The 16,962-nt window shown below is 59.7% G+C and carries 13 protein-coding genes; 6 read left to right on the top strand and 7 right to left on the bottom strand.

From position 1 onward, the window contains the following. The first annotated feature begins 147 nt into the window (after window positions 1-147). Both DXD48_RS00395 and DXD48_RS00390 read left to right on the top strand, forming a co-directional pair. The gene (locus DXD48_RS00395; RefSeq protein ID WP_233502276.1) at window positions 148-1,281 is read left to right on the top strand and encodes a 5-methyltetrahydropteroyltriglutamate--homocysteine S-methyltransferase; all 1,134 of its coding nucleotides are present in this window, start codon (window positions 148-150) and stop codon (window positions 1,279-1,281) included. Between the two features lie 122 nt (window positions 1,282-1,403). Beyond that, complete coding sequence (locus tag DXD48_RS00390; protein WP_117563539.1) at window positions 1,404-2,738, top strand: uracil-xanthine permease family protein; 1,335 nt, start codon at window positions 1,404-1,406, stop codon at window positions 2,736-2,738. A 60-nt stretch (window positions 2,739-2,798) separates the two neighbouring features. On the opposite strand, the gene DXD48_RS10050 is transcribed toward DXD48_RS00390, so the two are convergent. From DXD48_RS10050 to DXD48_RS00370, 5 genes are all read right to left on the bottom strand, one after another. Beyond that, on the bottom strand, window positions 2,799-2,951 hold the full coding sequence (locus DXD48_RS10050; protein ID WP_158548890.1) for a hypothetical protein: 153 nt from the start codon (window positions 2,949-2,951) through the stop codon (window positions 2,799-2,801). Then, window positions 2,948-3,463, bottom strand: coding sequence for an alpha/beta hydrolase-fold protein (locus DXD48_RS00385; RefSeq protein WP_117563538.1), 516 nt, complete (start codon window positions 3,461-3,463; stop codon window positions 2,948-2,950). The genes DXD48_RS10050 and DXD48_RS00385 overlap by 4 nt, the downstream gene beginning before the upstream one ends. A gap of 207 nt (window positions 3,464-3,670) precedes the next feature. Continuing rightward, window positions 3,671-5,461, bottom strand: coding sequence for a hypothetical protein (locus DXD48_RS00380; protein WP_158548889.1), 1,791 nt, complete (start codon window positions 5,459-5,461; stop codon window positions 3,671-3,673). A gap of 302 nt (window positions 5,462-5,763) precedes the next feature. Beyond that, on the bottom strand, window positions 5,764-7,536 hold the full coding sequence (locus tag DXD48_RS00375) for a carbohydrate-binding domain-containing protein (protein WP_158548888.1): 1,773 nt from the start codon (window positions 7,534-7,536) through the stop codon (window positions 5,764-5,766). Between the two features lie 207 nt (window positions 7,537-7,743). Then, complete coding sequence (locus DXD48_RS00370; RefSeq protein ID WP_117563535.1) at window positions 7,744-9,057, bottom strand: NCS2 family permease; 1,314 nt, start codon at window positions 9,055-9,057, stop codon at window positions 7,744-7,746. 193 nt (window positions 9,058-9,250) lie between these two features. Here DXD48_RS00370 and DXD48_RS00365 point away from each other — a divergent pair, with 193 nt between their 5' ends. Further along, on the top strand, window positions 9,251-9,670 hold the full coding sequence (locus DXD48_RS00365; protein ID WP_117563534.1) for a peptide deformylase: 420 nt from the start codon (window positions 9,251-9,253) through the stop codon (window positions 9,668-9,670). A gap of 131 nt (window positions 9,671-9,801) precedes the next feature. Next, window positions 9,802-10,767, top strand: a complete 966-nt coding sequence (bsh, locus tag DXD48_RS00360; protein ID WP_089573355.1) for a choloylglycine hydrolase — start codon at window positions 9,802-9,804, stop codon at window positions 10,765-10,767. A 79-nt stretch (window positions 10,768-10,846) separates the two neighbouring features. Here the strand turns inward: bsh and DXD48_RS00355 are convergent, their stop codons facing one another. Next, window positions 10,847-13,096, bottom strand: a complete 2,250-nt coding sequence (locus tag DXD48_RS00355) for a KUP/HAK/KT family potassium transporter (protein ID WP_117563533.1) — start codon at window positions 13,094-13,096, stop codon at window positions 10,847-10,849. A gap of 211 nt (window positions 13,097-13,307) precedes the next feature. After that, window positions 13,308-14,219: a DMT family transporter gene (locus tag DXD48_RS00350; RefSeq protein ID WP_117563532.1), complete on the bottom strand. Its 912-nt coding sequence runs from the start codon at window positions 14,217-14,219 to the stop codon at window positions 13,308-13,310. A gap of 118 nt (window positions 14,220-14,337) precedes the next feature. Here DXD48_RS00350 and DXD48_RS00345 point away from each other — a divergent pair, with 118 nt between their 5' ends. Next, entirely contained in the window at window positions 14,338-15,195 is an 858-nt protein-coding gene (locus DXD48_RS00345) for a LysR family transcriptional regulator (protein ID WP_117563531.1), read from the top strand. A gap of 162 nt (window positions 15,196-15,357) precedes the next feature. Further along, the gene (locus tag DXD48_RS00340; protein ID WP_117563530.1) at window positions 15,358-16,878 is read left to right on the top strand and encodes an aminotransferase class I/II-fold pyridoxal phosphate-dependent enzyme; all 1,521 of its coding nucleotides are present in this window, start codon (window positions 15,358-15,360) and stop codon (window positions 16,876-16,878) included. The last annotated feature ends 84 nt before the right edge of the window (window positions 16,879-16,962 follow it).

Raw genomic sequence — 16,962 nt, 5'->3', positions numbered from 1 at the left:
GTTCTGCGCGGGTCAAATCTCTTTATGGCAGTCCAAACTGATATAGGAAGCGTCTATATCAAACTGTTATAAACATATATTTTACGATGTCCATATGAGCGCTCATACTCTGTCCCAGTAAAGCAACCAATGCAAAGGGAGATATCTATGAGCACTTCGATTCAACCGAACGCGCCGTTTCGTGCCGATATCGTCGGCAGTTTTCTTCGTCCGCAGGCTGTAAAGGACGCCCGTGCCGCCTATGTCGCGGGTAAACTCGACGCTTCCGGCCTTAAGGCCGTCGAGGACGAGGCCATCCGCGACTTAGTGGCCAAGCAGAAGGCTGCCGGCCTGCAGGTGATTACCGATGGCGAGTTCCGCCGCAGCTACTGGCACCTCGATTTTATGTGGGGCCTCAACGGCATTGAGCGCCGCGCCTCGCGCACGGGCTACATGTTCCACGATGAGGAGACTACCGCCGACACCGCCGTGGTAACCGGTCCCATTAGCGGCGAGAATCATCCGTTCGTCGAGCACTTCAAATTTATCAAGTCGCTCGAGGGAGAGGGCCAGGTCGCGCGCCAGACCATTCCGGCGCCGATCCAGACGTTCTCCGAAGTCACACTCGACCGCTGCGATGGCCAGCAGGAGAGTCTGCACGCCGTCTACAAGACCGACGAAGAGCTCGTCGATGCCATTGCCGCAGCATACCGCACCGTGATTGCTGACCTGTATGCCGCGGGCTGCCGCAACATCCAGTTTGATGACTGCACCTGGGGCATCTACTGCGATACCGATTTTGTTGCCAAAACCGGCATGAGCCCGGTCGACCTGCAAAAGGTAAGCGAGCTGGGCGTGGCGCTCAACAATGCCGCCATCGAGGGCAAGCCCGACGATCTGGCTATCAACACGCATGTATGCCGCGGCAACTACCACTCCACCTACGCTTTTGAGGGCGGCTACGACCCCATCGCGCCGTACCTGTTTGCGCATGAGGACGTTGACGCGTTCTATCTGGAGTTCGACACGCCCCGCGCCGGTGGTTTTGAGCCGCTCAAGTACGTTGCTCCCGGCAAGAAGGTCGTGCTGGGCTTGGTGACCACCAAGGCGGCAGAGCTCGAGAACGAGGATGTTATCGTCGAGCGCATCCGCGAGGCGGCAAAGTACGTGCCGCTCGAGAACCTGTATCTGTCTCCGCAGTGTGGCTTTGCCAGCTGCGAGATTGGCAATAAGCTGACCGAGGACGAGCAGTGGGCAAAGATTGCGCTGGTCAGGCGTATTGCCGAGCACGTTTGGAAATAGCGCTAGCGTTTGCAGGTGGCGGCGCGTGCGAGGTACTGCATATCGCGTACAATGGTTCGGATCGTATCGTTCGGGCAGGTTATCCGATATGCCTGATCGCCCTTCCATTCGAAAGGACTTCCATGTCCCAATCCTCGACGCCCGCCGTCACCGATGCCATCTACGATGCATCGTCGCTCGGCCGCCCGCGCATGTTCGTGTTGGGTTTGCAACACATGTTTGCGATGTTCGGAGCCACGGTGCTCGTGCCCGTGCTCACCGGCCTTTCCGTTTCGACGACGCTTCTGTTCGCCGGCATCGGCACACTGCTGTTTCATTTTCTATCGCGCGGTAAGGTGCCCGCGTTCCTGGGCTCGTCGTTTGCCTTTATCGCGGGTTATGCCGCCATTGCGCCCAACGGCGAGGCCGAGCTTTTGCCCTACGCTTGTCTGGGCGTTGCCTGCGCCGGCCTGCTCTATCCGGTGCTGGCAGCGCTGTTCCGCGCCTTTGGCGCCAAGCGCATCATGCGCTTCTTCCCGCCGGTGGTGACCGGTCCCATCGTCATTTCCATCGGCCTGATCTTGGCAAGCTCTGCTATCGCCAACTGCCAGACCAACTGGTTTGTTGCTGCTATTGCCGTTGCCGTGATCATCATCTGCAACATTTGGGGCCGCGGCATGGTCAAGATCGTGCCGATTCTGCTGGGCGTTGTGGTGAGCTATGCCGTTGCGGCGGTGCTGGGCGAGGTTGATTTTTCGGGGGTTGCCGCCGCGCCGTGGGTCGGTCTACCTGTCGTGTGGGACAACACCGTGTTCGCGCTCTTTGGACCGCAGTTCGATAGCAGTCTTGCCACGACGGCCATTATCACCATCATGCCACTGGCCTTTGCGACCATGATTGAGCACATTGGAGATATTTCCGCCATTGGCTCTACCTGCGAACGCAATTACATTGCCGATCCCGGTCTGCACCGTACCCTGCTCGGCGATGGCCTGGCGACTATCTTGGCATCGCTCTTTGGCGCCCCTGCCAATACGACATATGGTGAGAACACCGGTGTGCTTGCCCTGACGCGCGTGTTCGACCCGCGCGTGATTCGCATTGCCGCCTGCTGTGCCATTGTGCTTTCGTTCTGCCCCAAGTTCGCTGCTGTGATCGCTGCTATGCCGGCATGCGTTATCGGTGGCGTGTCGCTTGTGCTCTACGGCATGATCAGTGCCGTGGGCGTTCGCAACCTTATCGAGAACCAGGTTGATTTCCAGAACAACCGCAACGTGCTGGTGGCGGCTCTGGTGCTCGTGCTTTCGCTCGGCATTGCCTACAGTACCGCCGGTGCCATCGTGCTGGAGCTGGGCGGCGTGACGATTTCGCTTTCGGGCCTTGCCGTGGGCTCGCTGGTGGGCATTGTGCTCAACGCCATCCTGCCAGGTAATGGCTTTGAGTTCGATACTTCCGAGCTTGAGGAGACTGCTGAATAGTAGCTGCGTTCAGCCAAATTAAAAATGGCGTCCATGCGTATGTACGCGTGGGCGCCATTTTTAATGCGTCAGTATCCAGTGGATGCCGCGCGCCATGCGCAGGTCAGTTTGGGCAAAGTGATTGCCGGGGTTGAGCTCCAGCATTGTTGGAATGTCACGCTCGATAAACAGCTCTTCCATCGCGCGCGTATCGTCGAGTACGTGCCGCATCATGCGGTTGGGCGTCTTGGTTTCCTTTTACCGAGTGACAGATAGACGGCCTGTGGGTTGCCGGCAAAAGGGGCCGTGCTGGCGCGATCGACAAAGTCGGGAAACCACAACGACCCCGATGCGCTTGCGGCGCGGCTAAAGGCGTCGGTTTGCCAGAGGGACCAGAGCGCGAAGAGGCCCGCGAGCGAGTAGCCGGCAATGCCGCGCCAGGTGGGCGGCTGAGGAAGCGACGACTCGGCCTCTGGGATTATCCAGTTCAACAGCTCATCGAGAAATCCGGATGCCTGACCGCCAAAGGGCTCGGCATCGCGCACGGTTCCGTCGCATCCCCAGGGGCTCAGCTCGCGATTCCAGTTGAGGCTGCCAATGCCGACAAGCGTGAAGGGCGGGCAGTTGAGCTCTCGGCAGCGTTCATAAACCTCCGTGCCATCGCCCATGACCACGGGAAGATAGATGACTGGTGCGCTTTCGGCATGCTGTGCATGAACGGTTATCTGCTTTTGATGCGCTTCCATGACGGGCTTCTCTCGGCGTTGTGATATCGACGGCCCCCATTGTTGCACGCCGGCTCATGCAGGTTGGGCTAGACCAAAGACAATCTCGTGCATACCCTGCGGACGCATATGGAAAACGCCACCGCCGGAGGGGAGCTCGGCGGTGGCGTTGTTAAACGGTGCTGGGACTCGGGGCCTTCGCGGGAGCTGCCATGTGCGCAGAGGCGTCTAAGAGCGCTTGCGGCTCGCCATGGTGCCTGCGGCGATAGCGGCTGTTCCCGCAAGGACGGTTGCCACGATGGCCGCACCCGAGGTGTCGCCGGTTGCCGCGAGCACGCCGGTAGTCTTGGCTTTCGTGATTGAAGCCGCAACGGCCTTGGTCGGCTTTGAGCCCTCAGGCTTGGGGTTCTGCTTGGACTCCGCGGGCTTGCTTTCTGCGGGCTTGGTCTCGTCGGGCTTGGGGTCTTCCGGCTTGGCTACCTCGGGAGGTGCGATGACCATGCTCTTGGCGACAGCTTCGTTATAGGGGGAGTCGATCACAGCGTCGCCCGTGCCGATGGCTTGGCCTGCCTCGTAGATGCCGTCACGGAGCTTGCGATAGTCAATGACCTTGCCGCCTTCGGGCGTCTGGATGGCGGCGTTCTCAATCTTGATGGTGCCGATTGTCTTGCCGTCAGCGCTCATGGCACGGGCAAAGATTGCCGCTGTATCTCCTTCGGCCGTTACCTTGCTGCGGATGATCGAGATGACTGCGGGTGTGACGCCCTCGCTGGTCTGGGCGATGATGCCGATGTTCTCGCCTTGGGGCTCGGGGCTCGTCTCACCATCTTGGTTTTCGCTGTAGGGGATGGGGCCGTCGCCGTTCTCGACATAGCGGGCTATGGCCTTGACAACGGAGTCGCTGATGTAGATGTGGCCACCCTCCTCGTTGGGTCGATCGTTTCTGGTGGAGAATGCAGCCGAAACCTCGCCTTCCGCAAACGCGTCCACGGTGGAGCCGTTCTTGACGACGATATCGTCTTGGTAGGTGAAGAGGGCAATGGCGCCACCGTATCTGCCTTTACTTGCGCGGACTGTCACGTTTGCATGATCGAGTGTGATGCCCTTGTGGGCATAGACGCCATATTCAACACCGTTTGCGTTGAGGGAGGCGTTTGTGGCTGCGAGGCTGCCCTTGGCCTCGACGGCGGCGTCTTTCTCGGAGCTCGCCTTGACCTGGCTGCCGTCCGAGATATTGATGTTGCCGCCGCTCCAAATGGCCTCACCATCGGCTGAGCTTGCCTCGACTGTGCCGCCACCCTTGATGGTGAGGTTCTTGTCGGTTCCGATACCCTTATCCTTGGTAGCCCTGGCGGTGACGGCCCCGCTGTCGTCAATCGTGATATTGCCGTTTGCCCTGATGCCATCCGATACGCCCGTGGCGTTGACGTTGCCCGAACCTTTGATAGCGAGATCGCCCTCGGCGTCGATGGCATCAAATCCAGCGCTCGTGGCGTTGACGGATCCGGCTCCGTCGATGTTGATATTACCCGTGGAGAGGATAGCGTCCTCAGTAGATGTCACGCTGAGCGTGCTGCCCGCGTCGCCTTGGATATTGAGCTCGGCGTTCTCATTCTTGCCATGAGAAGCCTTGATGCCTTCGATCCAGTCGGCAGTGACGATGTTGTTTCCCGAGTAATTCACGTTGAGCTTGCCTGCGGCCTGGATCTCGCCGCCGTTATAGTTGTTGAGCTTCAAGTCGTCGGCGCCGTCCCACGACCAGGTGCCGGTCTCGTCGCCCGCCGCAGTGCCGGCGTTGTATTTGGTTTCGCCGACCTTGACCCATTCCGCCGCGAGCGAGACGCTCGGCATGAGCAGCGAGCTCGCCGTGAGCGCGCACACGGCGCCTACGACGATGCGGCGCGTCACGCGGCGCCAGCTGCCGTGCGCGAGTCCTATGCGACGGCGAACGTCGGGTTCGGCAACATGGGTTCCGGCGGTAGTGTCATTGCGTTTGGGGGTCGTGAACAAGGCTGCCATGGTTGCTCCCGTTCTCATAGGGCCTATACGGCTAGGTTCAGCGTATCTGCTGGATGTTGCCGGCGGTAGTGCCGTTTGGAGGGCAAAATGTCCAAAATCCGGAAGAGGAATAAGCTGCGCACCTACGCGTTGTCGGGCATTAATCACAAAGCGCGGAGCCGCCTGTTGCGACTCCGCTCGCGTGTGCACCATACGAGTGCAAACAGGAAACGCCACCGCCGGAGGGGAGCTCGGCGGTGGCGTTGCTAAACGGTGCGCGGACTAGGCGGCTTTAAAAGTGTCGGTTCGTGTATGAAGGGCGTCTATGAGCGCTTGCGGCTCACCACGGCGCCCGCGGCGATGGCGGCTGTTCCCGCAAGGGCGGCTGCCACGATGGCTGCGCTCGAGGCGTCGCCGGTCGCTGCGAGTTTGCCGGCGATCTTGGCTCCCGTGGCTGCAACTGCAACGGTCTTGGTTGTCTTCGCGCTCTTAGACTTGGAACCCGGCTTGGTCTCGCCGGGCTTTTCCCCGGGTTTGGTCTCTTCGGGAGGCGCGATGACCGTGCTCTTGGCGACAGCTTCGTTATAGGGGGAGTCGATCACAGCGTCGCCCGTGCCGATGGTTTGACCCGCCTCGTAGACGATGCCGTCGCTGAGTTCTTCCTTGTTGCGATAGTCAATGACCTTGCCGCCTTCAGGCGTCTGGATGGTGGCTCCTTCGATTTCGATGGTGCCGATCGCCTTACCATCCGCGCTCATGGCAAGGGCGAAGATTGCCGCCGTGTCTCCCTCGGCCGTGACCTTGCTGCGGAGAATCGAAATGGTTGCGGGCGTGATGCCCTCCTTGGTCTGAGCAAAGATGCCGATGTTCATGCCTCGGGGCTGAGGGTTAGTTTCGCCATCCTGGCCTGCACTGTAGTGGCCGGGGCCGTCGCCGCCGGTCTCGGCATAGCGGGCTATGGCCTTGACAACGGAGTCGCTGATGTAGATATGGCCACCCGCTTCGCCGGAGTAGAAATTACTGGTGGAGATTGCAACCGAGAACCTGCCTTCTGCGAGCGCATCCACAGTCGAGCCGTTCTTGATGACGATGTCGTCCTCATCGGTGAAGAGTGCGCTGACTTCCCCGCCATCTGAGCTTGCGCGGATCGTCACGGTCGCGCCATCGAGCGTAATGCCCTTGTAGACATAGATGCCATACCCAACGCCACTTGCGTTGAGGGAAGCGTTCGTGACCGTGAGGCTGTTTTTACCGTCGATGGCGGCGTCTTCCTCGGAACTTGCCTTGACCTGGCTGCCATCCGAGATCTCGATGTTGCCGTCGGCCCAAATCGCATTGTCTTTGATAGAGCTTGCCTCTACCTTGCCGCCGCCCTTTATGATGAGGTTCTCGTTAGCATCGATACCCTGATTCTCGGTGGCCTTGGCGGTGACGGTTCCGCTGTTGTCGATCGTGATGTTGCCGTCGGCCCTGATGCCATCCGAATCGCCCGTGGCGTTAACGTTTCCCGAGCCCTTGATGGTGACATCGCCCCCGGCATCGATGGCATCGTGCTCGGTGCTCGTGGCGTTGACAGTGCCAGCGCCGTCGATGTTGATGTTGTCGACGGAAGTGATGGCGTCACGAGAAGATGCCACGTTGAGCGTGCTGGACGCGTCGCCCTGAATATTAAGCTCGGCGTTCTCGTTCGCGCCATCCTTAACCTTGATGCCGCGGCCGTCGTCGTTAGTGACGGTGTTGTTGCCCTCGTAGCTCACGTTGAGCTTGCCCGCTGCCTCGATCGCACCGCCGTTGTAGCCGTTGAGCTTCATATCATCGGCGCCGTCCCATGACCAGGTGCCGGCGGCGTCTCCCGCGGGCCCCGCGGCCGCTTCGTGGCGGACGCCATCGACGTCCACCCACTCCGCCGCGAGCGAGACGCTCGGCATGAGCAGCGAGCTCACCGTGAGCGCGCACACGGCACCCACGACGATGCGGCGCGTCACGCGGCGCCAGCTGCTGTGCGCGAGTCCTATGCGACGGCGAACGTCGGGCTCGACAAAATGGGCTCCAGAGGTTTTGTCATTGCGCTTGGGGGTCGTGAACAAGGCGGCCATGGTTACTCCCATCCTCATAGGGCCTATGCGATTACGCCCAGCATATCTGCAGGATGTAGCCGGCGGTAGTGCCGTTTGGAGGGCAAAATGTCCAAAACTTGGGAAGCAATACATCGCGCGTCCGTGTGGCGCCTGGCTTTAAAAGCAAAGCGCGGAGCCGCTCGATGCGACTCCGCGCTTTGCTGTTTGGTATTGCGAATCTTGCGCCTACGCTACAAAGAAGTAGACGAGGAAGGCAAGTGCTGCGATCCACATGAGCGGCTTGATCTTGGAGGCCTCGCCCTTAAAGAGCGCGACGATCACGTAGGCGATAAAGCCCAGGCCAATGCCGGCAGAGATGGAGTAAGTGAAGGGCACGCCGGCGACAATCATGAACGCCGGGAAACCTTGCGACACGTCGGACCAGTCGATCTCGGAGGCCTCGCTCATCATGAGGTAGCCGACGTAGACCAGAGCACCGCAGGTGGCGGCGCTGGAAACGATGGTGACGATGGGGGAGAAGAACGCGGCGAGGATGAACAGCACGCCGGTGGTGACGGAGGTGAGACCCGTGCGGCCACCGTCGGCAGCGCCGGACGTGGACTCGACGAAAGTGGTGATGGAGGAGACGCCCATAAAGCCACCGGCAGCAGCGGCCACGGAGTCGACGACCAGGATGGGACGGATGTCCTCGACATTGCCGTCCTCGGTCAGGAACTCGCCCTGCTTGGCGACGGCCATCGCGGTGCCCATGGTGTCGAAGAAGTCACTCATGAGCAGCGAGAAGGCCACGACGAGCAGCATCGGGTCGGTCAGGACCTTCACGATGGCAATGTTGCCATCGGCAGTGCTGGCAAACGGGGCGCCGAAGGTCGAGAAGTCGAGCGGTGCGATGAGGCCCTCGGGCGCATGGGTGACGCCCAGCGGGATTCCGGCGATAACGGCGACGATGATGCCGATGAGCAGCGAGCCCGGCACGTTGCGGGAAGCCAGGGCAACCGTCACGACGATGGAGATGATGCCGACGATAAAGGTGGGGGAGGCGATGTCGCCCAGGCCGACGAGCGTACCGGCGCCAGCGGTGATGATGCCGGCGTCGCACAGGCCGATCATGGCGATAAACAGGCCCAGACCCACCGAGATGGCGTGGCGCAGGACCACGGGGATGGCGTCCATGATGGCCTCGCGCAGGCCGCACAGGACGAGCAGCAAGATGACGATACCCTCGAGGAAGATAACGCTCATGGCCACGTGCCAGTCGCCGCCGCACATGGTGGTGGCGATGCCCGCGATCATGGCGTTGATGCCCAGACCCGACGCGCAGGCGAGCGGGCGGTTGGCGAAGATGCCCATGCAGATGGTCATGATGCCGGCGCCCAGGCAGGTGGCGCAGGCGAGCGCTCCCGCATCAATGCCAGCGCCCGAGAGCACTGCGGGGTTGACGGCGATGATGTAGGCCATCGCCAGGAATGTTGTCAGTCCAGCGCGAAGTTCGGTCCCGATTGTGGACTTGCGCTCACTGACGTGAAAAAGTTCGTCCATGCATACCCTTTCCTTGTTCGGCCCCGAGTTTAGGCCGATTGACACGAACTCATTTACTATATCGCCTTTACAACCTTGCTGTTCCTCGCATGTTAATGTTCGGCGCTTTGTAACAGACGGACGGTATCTATCGCATGAAAATGTGTGGGTACCGTATACTTAAGCGGTTACAACGACCCCTATGGAGGAACGTATGATTAAAGAGCTTTGCCACGACGAGGCTATCCTGTCCCAGCGTTGCGAGGTTGCGACCGTCGAGGACGAGTCGGTTGCTCAGGACCTGATCGATACCATCAAGTCGCTCGATGATGCCGGCTGCTTGGCCGCCAACCAGATCGGCGTTACCAAGAAGGTCTGCGTCTACCTGGACGACGCCGGCGAGCCCCACGTGCTCTACAACCCCCGTCTGGTGTTTGGCCTGGGCGCCAGCAAGATGGAGGAGAGCTGCCTGACGCACGAGGAGGTCACCAAGTCCACGCGCTATATCAAGTGCAAGGTTGCCTTTGACCAGATCGTCGATGGCAAGATGCGCGAGCGCAAGCAGGACTTTGTGGGCTTCGAGGCGCAGATGGTCCAGCATATGATCGACCACTGTCTTGGAAAGTTGGTCTAAGGGGACCAAAGCACCGCACTTCGTCTCTTTTGGTCCGGGCGTGACATTGTTGTCATGTCCGGGCTTTTGTGTTTAGCGCCTTTTTGTTTGGTGACAATGAGCTTAACAAGAACGTAAAGCTAGGAGGCGCTATGTGTACGAGCATTCGATTTACCGATAATTCTGGCCACATGTATCTAGGCCGCAACCTCGACTGGAGCTTTGACTACGGCCAACAGGTTCGCGTGATGCCGCGCGGGTTTCACATCCCGTATTCGTTTATCGACGATGCGTCGGCGGCACACGCGGTAATCGGCATGTGCATCGATTACAAGAACTATCCCATGTTTTTCGACTGTGGTAACGATGCGGGTCTGGCTGTGGCGGGGCTCAACTTTCCCGGCTATGCCGAGTATGCCGAGGGCCCGGTTGATGGAAAGACCAATATCGCGGCCTATGAGTTTCCCCTGTGGGTGGCAGCGACGTTCTCGACGGTCGATGAGGTCGAGGCCGCGCTGCGCGACACGGTGATTGTCGCCAAATCTGCCGGAGAGGGGCTGGGCGTGTCGCTGCTCCATTGGATTATCGGCGACAGCCAGCGCAGCATCGTGGTCGAGATGATGGCTGACGGCCTGCATGTATACGACGATCCGGTCGACACCCTTGCCAACCAGCCGACCTTCCCGTGGCACATGGAAAACCTGCGCACCTATATCACCGCCACAAGCGATTTTCCGCAGACGGCGACATGGCGTGGCGCCGAGCTTAAGCCCTATGGAGCCGGTGCCGGCATGCGCGGCATTCCGGGCGATTGCTATTCGCCGAGCCGTTTTGTAAAGGCGGCGTACCTCAATGCCAATTACCCGCAAAAGGAGAGCGAGACCGAAAACGTCGTTCGCATGTTCCGCTCGCTCGAGGGCGTGGTGATGATCGAGGGAGCGTCCAGGATGGGCGATGGCAAGTTCGAGAAGACTATCTACACCGGATGCTTTAGCGCGCGCACGGGCAATTATTACTACGCGATGTATGGGGATCCGTCGATTCGCTACGTGAGCCTGATGGATGCCGAGGGCGCGAGCCCCGATAGGCTCGTGGTTCCCGAGCCGCGTCGTTCGTAGCCCATAGCTTTACTGCAATGCAAAATGGCCCTGCATCTCCCGTGAGGTGCAGGGCCACTGTCATCGATGTGTGACGTCGCTAGAAGTTGACGTCGTTGAGCTGGGCACTCTCGAGGCCGTCGAGCTGTTGCTGTTCGGGCGTATCGGCGACGCTCTCGAGCAGCTCGGTGGGATCGACGTTCATGTCCCTACCGGCCTCGTTGCCGTTGACCAGGTCGTCCGAGAAGATATCGACTTCCATTTCCTCGGCTTCTTCGATCTGGACCTCGAGCGGCACATGGGTGCGTACGAGTTTGACCGCCGGACGCATGCGGGCAAAGAGAGGCACGTACTCGATGATGATCGCCGAGTTCTCAAGACCGTACCAGCGTGCCGGGCTTCCGCAGGCGCGGCGGACGGCGTACTTGATGGCCATCACGCGGTGGTCGTTGCGGTTGATGTCCGTTTCGGGGGCAAGCATCTTGCGCAGCATGCAAAAACGGAAGTCGCCCACGTTGCCGCGTGTCTCGTAGATGGAGTAGGTGTGATGCTGCGGTGGCAGCTCACCCGATGTCATCAAGTCGCCAACGATCTGACGCAGATAGGCGTTGATGCGCTGGTTGACCTTAAAGCCCAGGTCCAGGCGCACGCGGAACAAAAAGTCCGTGCCAAAGGTCTCGACGGAATACTCGTGCGTATAGGGCTCGTCGGTAACGTGCACGTTGATGAACCAATATGCCTTGGCGCGCTTGGGGTGCTTGTCCAGGATGGAATAGAGCACGTCGCGGTCGAGCGTGAGCGGGTCGGGGCTGTTGGTGAGGAACACCAGATTGTCGGCGAGCACGGGGTAGGTCTCGTCGTTGCGCAGGCGGTTGAGCTGATCGATGTACTTGGAGACGGGCAGCAGGATCGTCTGCGTGCGCTCGATGGCGGTGCCGCGGCGCCACACGTACATAAGGCCAAACAGCAGCGAGGCCAGGAAGATCATCACATAGCCGCCGTCAAAGAACATGGTGAGGCACGAGGCAAAGAAGCAGAGCTCGATGGCGCCAAAAAGCAGGGCAAAGACGCAGGCGCCCAGCTTGTGCTTGAGGATGCCGGCGATATAGCTCGTCAAAAGCGTCGTGGTCATGAGCATAGTCACGGTGATGGCGAGGCCGTAGGCGCTCTCCATGCGCTCGGAGTTTTGGAACAGCAGCACGATGAAGATACAGCCGACCCACATGATGTTGTTGACGAGCGGAATATAGAGTTGACCCTTGGTGTCGCTGGGGTAGTGGATGCGCAGATGCGGCATAAGGTTGAGACGCGTGGCCTCGGATACCAGCGAGAACGAGCCGGTGATAAGCGCCTGCGAGGCGATGATGGCCGCTACGGCCGATAGCACGATGGCAAAGGGGCGCAGGGGCTCGGGAAGCATCATGTAGAACGGGTTGACGATGTCCATCGCGAGCATCTGGGGATTGGAGTTGTTGGCGAGCAGCCAAGCGCCCTGACCCAGATAGTTAAGGATGAGGGCCGCCTTTACGAACGGCCAGGATGCGTAAATGTTAGCCTTGCCCACGTGACCCATGTCCGAATAGAGCGCCTCGGCGCCGGTCGTCGACAGGAAGACGAAGCCGAGCACCATGATGCCCGAGTGGTTGATGGGCGAGAACAGGAACATGATGCCGCGGATGGGGTTGAGTGCGCGCAAGATGGACAGGTTGCCGAGCATGTTGAACAGGCCGGCGCCCGCCAGGAACAGGAACCATAGCGTCATGAGCGGGCCGAAGAGCTTGCCGATTGACGAGGTGCCGGCGCGCTGCATGGCAAATAGGCCGCAGATAATGATGATGGTAATAATGATGACGTTGGTCTGGCCGTCGCCCAATAGCGCGTGGCCCCACTCGATGGTGCGCAGACCCTCGATGGCTGTGGTGACCGTGACGGCGGGGGTGAGGATGCCGTCGGCAAGCAGCGCCGCACCGCCGATCATGGCGGGAAGGATCAGCCACGGCGCCACTTTGCGCACGAGACTGAACAGGGCGAAGATACCGCCCTCGTTGTGGTTGTCGGCCCTCATGGCGATTAGCACGTACTTGACCGTGGTTACGAGCGTCATGGTCCAGATGACGAGCGAAAGCGCGCCCAGGATCATGTCCTCGCTGACGGTACCGATGCCGCCGTTGTTGGCGACGATTGATTTCATGGTGTACATAGGGCTCGTGCCGATGTCGCCATAGACGACGCCGAGCGTTACGAGCAACATACCAGCAGAAAGGGGAATGGCTCCATGCCCGCTCTGTCCGTGCTGGTCTTGGAGGTTTGCCTCCAGTTTGTTGTGTGCCACGTGGACTCCCTTAGACATCCGGTTATCTGTCTAGGGCAGATAACCTTTATGCCATCTTTATACATATAAGAGCAGTTTGGCACATCGGGGTGTTTTAGACAATAATCCCCATCTGGGGATTATTCATGTACGCAGGTAGCATTTCAAAACAGGGGCGCACCGGCTGTATGGTCTTGCTGCAATGTGATAACCACGGACGCGCCCCTGCTTTGAAACTGAAGAGGGGCTTTTAGGCGCGTGCTACTTGGGCGATGCTTGCTTTGGTGTCTGCGCGTTTGCCGGCGACTTCGCAAAAGATCGCGCCGCCGATGATCAACGCGGCGCCCATGAGGCGGATGGGCGTCATGGTCTCTCCCAAAAGGGCAACGGAGAACACGACGGCCGAAAGCGGCTCGAGGTAGCCGACGACCGCGACGGTCTGGACGGGCAGCTTGGCGACGGCACTAAAGTAGAGCAGGCAACCGATGCCGGTGTTGACGACGCCGAGCATGGCGACGGCGCCCCAATCGATGCCGGCGGCAATGCTGGGGGAGAGGAACGAGGGGGCACCTTGCGTGAAGAGCGTAAGGATCAACGCGGTTACAAAGGCGGCGCTCACCTGGAGCGTGGAGTTCTCGAGGCCTTCGATGTGTGGCGCACCCTTGCTAGCGATGACCATCAAGGCGTAGCAGAAGGCCGAGGCGATGCCGCAAGCGATACCCGCAATGGGCATATTGCCGCCTAGACCTTGCGCCGCAATGAGAAAGGCGCCACAGGCAACGGCGATAAACCCGGCGATTTTGCCGCCGGTCAGCTTTTCGCCAAAAATGAGCGGGGAGAGGGCCATAACGATGATGGGGCCGCAGTAATACAACAGCGAGGAGATGCCAACGCCGATCGTCTGATAGGCGCGGAACAGGAAAATCCAGCTGGCGCCCAGCGCGGCGCCCGAGACGATGAGCGCTGCGGCCTCGCGGGGGCGAGACGGAGCCTGCAGGTTATGGCGCTTGGTTATGAAGAGGGTGGCGGCAAGGGTGAGAGCGCCCAAAAACGTGCGCAACAGTACGATATCGGAGCTCGGCAGCGCGATGGCAGCGGCGATGATGTCGTTGGAGCCAAACAATAGCAATGCTGCTAAGTACGTAAACAGTCCGTTGTTCATGTGCTGACATCTCCTCTATATCCGAGCATGTTCACTATGGGTGAGGTGGCTTTAGAAGAAAAGCGAATATAATGCATGGATAACATGACAAAAACTCATGTAAAGGTGGAGGGATGCCGTGGAAACGAATATTCAAAAGATGCAAGTGCTGCTCGAGACGGTGCGTGCCGGCAGCTTTACGCATGCTGCAGAGCGGCTGAGCTATTCGCAGTCGGGCGTGAGCCGCATGGTGGGCGACCTTGAGGCAGACTGGGGTTTTAAGGTGCTTGATCGCAGCCGCGAGGGCGTGGTGCTTTCTGCCGACGGGCGGCAGGTCATGCCGGCAGTCGAGGCGTTATGCGAAGAGTTTGGCCGCCTGCAGCGACGCGTGGACGAGATGCGGGGGCTCATGCGTGGCAAGATCTGTATCGGTACATTCTCGAGTGTGGCGACCCATGTACTGCCGCCGGTGATCGCGCGGTTTCGCGCTGATCACCCGGAAGTCGATTACGAGCTGCTGATGGGTGATTACTCCGAGATTGAGCAATGGGTGGCGGAAGGCCGCTGCGACCTGGGCTTTATTCCGCGCGAGCCACGCGGCGCCGGTATGGCGTCGCGGCCGTTGGTGCAAGACGAGCTGATGGCCGTGGTGCCAGCGGACTCCTCGCTTGCCACCGCGGAGGTCGTTTGCCTTGCCGATTTGGCCAACGAGCAGTTTATTCTGCTGGAACGCGGTAGCGACGACGAGATTACGCCGCTGTTTCGCCGCGCGGGTCTGGCGGTGCGTTCTAAGCTATCGACCTGGGATGATTATGCGATTATGGCCATGGTCGAGGACGGTCTGGGCGTGAGTATTCTTCCGGCGCTCATCTTGCGCCGCTGTCAGTTCGATGTCGCCGTGCGTCCGCTCGAGGGACATCCCCATCGGCAGATCAACGCGATATATCGCACGGCTGACGTTTCGCTTGCCGCCGCTCGATTCCTTGAATATCTCTAAACGCGTGCGCGTCATTGTCCGCCTTGGGCAAATCTCGGAGTTCGGTACGTTTTCTTGTGAAATTGAACTTCCGAATAAGGTACGGCGCTATACTGCTGCCTAAATTGAACTTAGGTTCAATTCGTGTTCTATAAATTGAACTTTGCCAGCAAGGAGGTTCTAATGGCCCAAGAGACGTTTAGCGATCGCCTGCGACAGACCATGTCCGATCGCGACGTTCGCCAGTCGGACGTAATCCGCGCATCGGAGATGCTCGGAAAAAAACTCGGCAAGAGTCAGATGAGCCAATATGTGAGCGGCAAGACGATCCCGCGGCGCGATGTGGCAGAGCTGCTCGCTCGTATTTTGGAGGTCGATGTTTCCTGGCTGCTCGCCGGTGACGCCGATCAAGGCGAGGAATCATCGCCTCGCAACGTGCCCAAGCCCGAACCCCATCCCTCAGCTCAAATTCCAAGGAGCACCACCATGCGTACTTTTTCTAAATCCACCAAGCTCGATAACGTCCTGTATGACGTGCGCGGCCCCGTCGTCGACGAGGCCGCCCGTATGGAGGACGAGGGCGAGCGTATTCTCAAGCTCAACATCGGTAATCCGGCGCCCTTTGGTTTCCGCACGCCCGATGAGGTCATCAAGGACATGCGCCAGCAGCTGCCCGACTGCGAAGGCTATTCCAACTCGCGTGGCCTGTTCTCCGCGCGCAAGGCAATCATGCAGTACTCGCAGATCAAGGGCCTGCCCAATGTTCAGATGGAGCACATCTACACGGGCAACGGCGTGTCCGAACTCATTCAGCTTTCGATGAACGCGCTGCTCGACAATGGCGACGAGATTCTGATCCCCAGCCCCGACTATCCGCTCTGGACGGCGTGCGCAACCCTTGCCGGCGGTCATCCCGTTCACTATCTGTGTGATGAGCAAGCGGATTGGTATCCCGACCTGGAGGATATGGAGTCCAAGATCACGAGCGCGACCAAGGCCCTCGTCATCATCAACCCCAACAACCCCACGGGTTCGGTCTATCCGCGCGAGGTACTCGAGGGCATCGTTGAGATCGCGCGCAGGCACCAGCTCATGATTTTTGCCGATGAGATCTACGACCGCCTGTGCATGGACGGCTACGAGCACGTCTCGATTGCCTCGCTCGCTCCCGACCTGCCCTGCGTCACCTTTAGCGGCCTTTCCAAGTCGCACATGATCGCGGGCTATCGTATTGGCTGGATGGTGCTTTCGGGTAACCAGCGCTGCATGAGCGACTTTATTATGGGCATCAACATGCTCTCGAACATGCGCCTGTGCTCCAACGTGCCGGCTCAGTCAATCGTCCAGACGGCGCTCGGCGGCCATCAGTCTGTTAACAACTACATCCGCCCCGGCGGTCGTGTCTACGAGCAGCGCAACTTCGTGTATGAGGCACTCAACAAGATCGACGGCATCTCGGTGGTCAAGCCGCGTGCGGCGTTCTATATCTTCCCCAAGATGGATGTGAAGAAGTTCAACATCACTGACGACGAGCAGTTCGCCCTTGACCTGCTGCACGAGAAGAAGATCCTGATCACGCGCGGCGGCGGCTTTAACTGGGGTGAGCCCGACCACTTCCGCATCGTGTACCTGCCGCGCATGGAAGTGCTCAAAGAGTCGCTCGAAGACCTCGCCGACTTCTTCGATCATTACCGCCAGAGCTAATTAGTTCCGCCGTTCTACCGAACGGCGGACCACTTGACGCTGCGCGAGCCGCATTCACGCCAATCTGACGTTCAATTTCGAGGG

Source organism: Collinsella sp. TM05-37 (genome assembly GCF_003436455.1).
Classification (GTDB): domain Bacteria; phylum Actinomycetota; class Coriobacteriia; order Coriobacteriales; family Coriobacteriaceae; genus Collinsella.
Note: the sequence above shows the minus strand (reverse complement) of the source record. Positions and strands in the feature narration are given on the sequence as shown.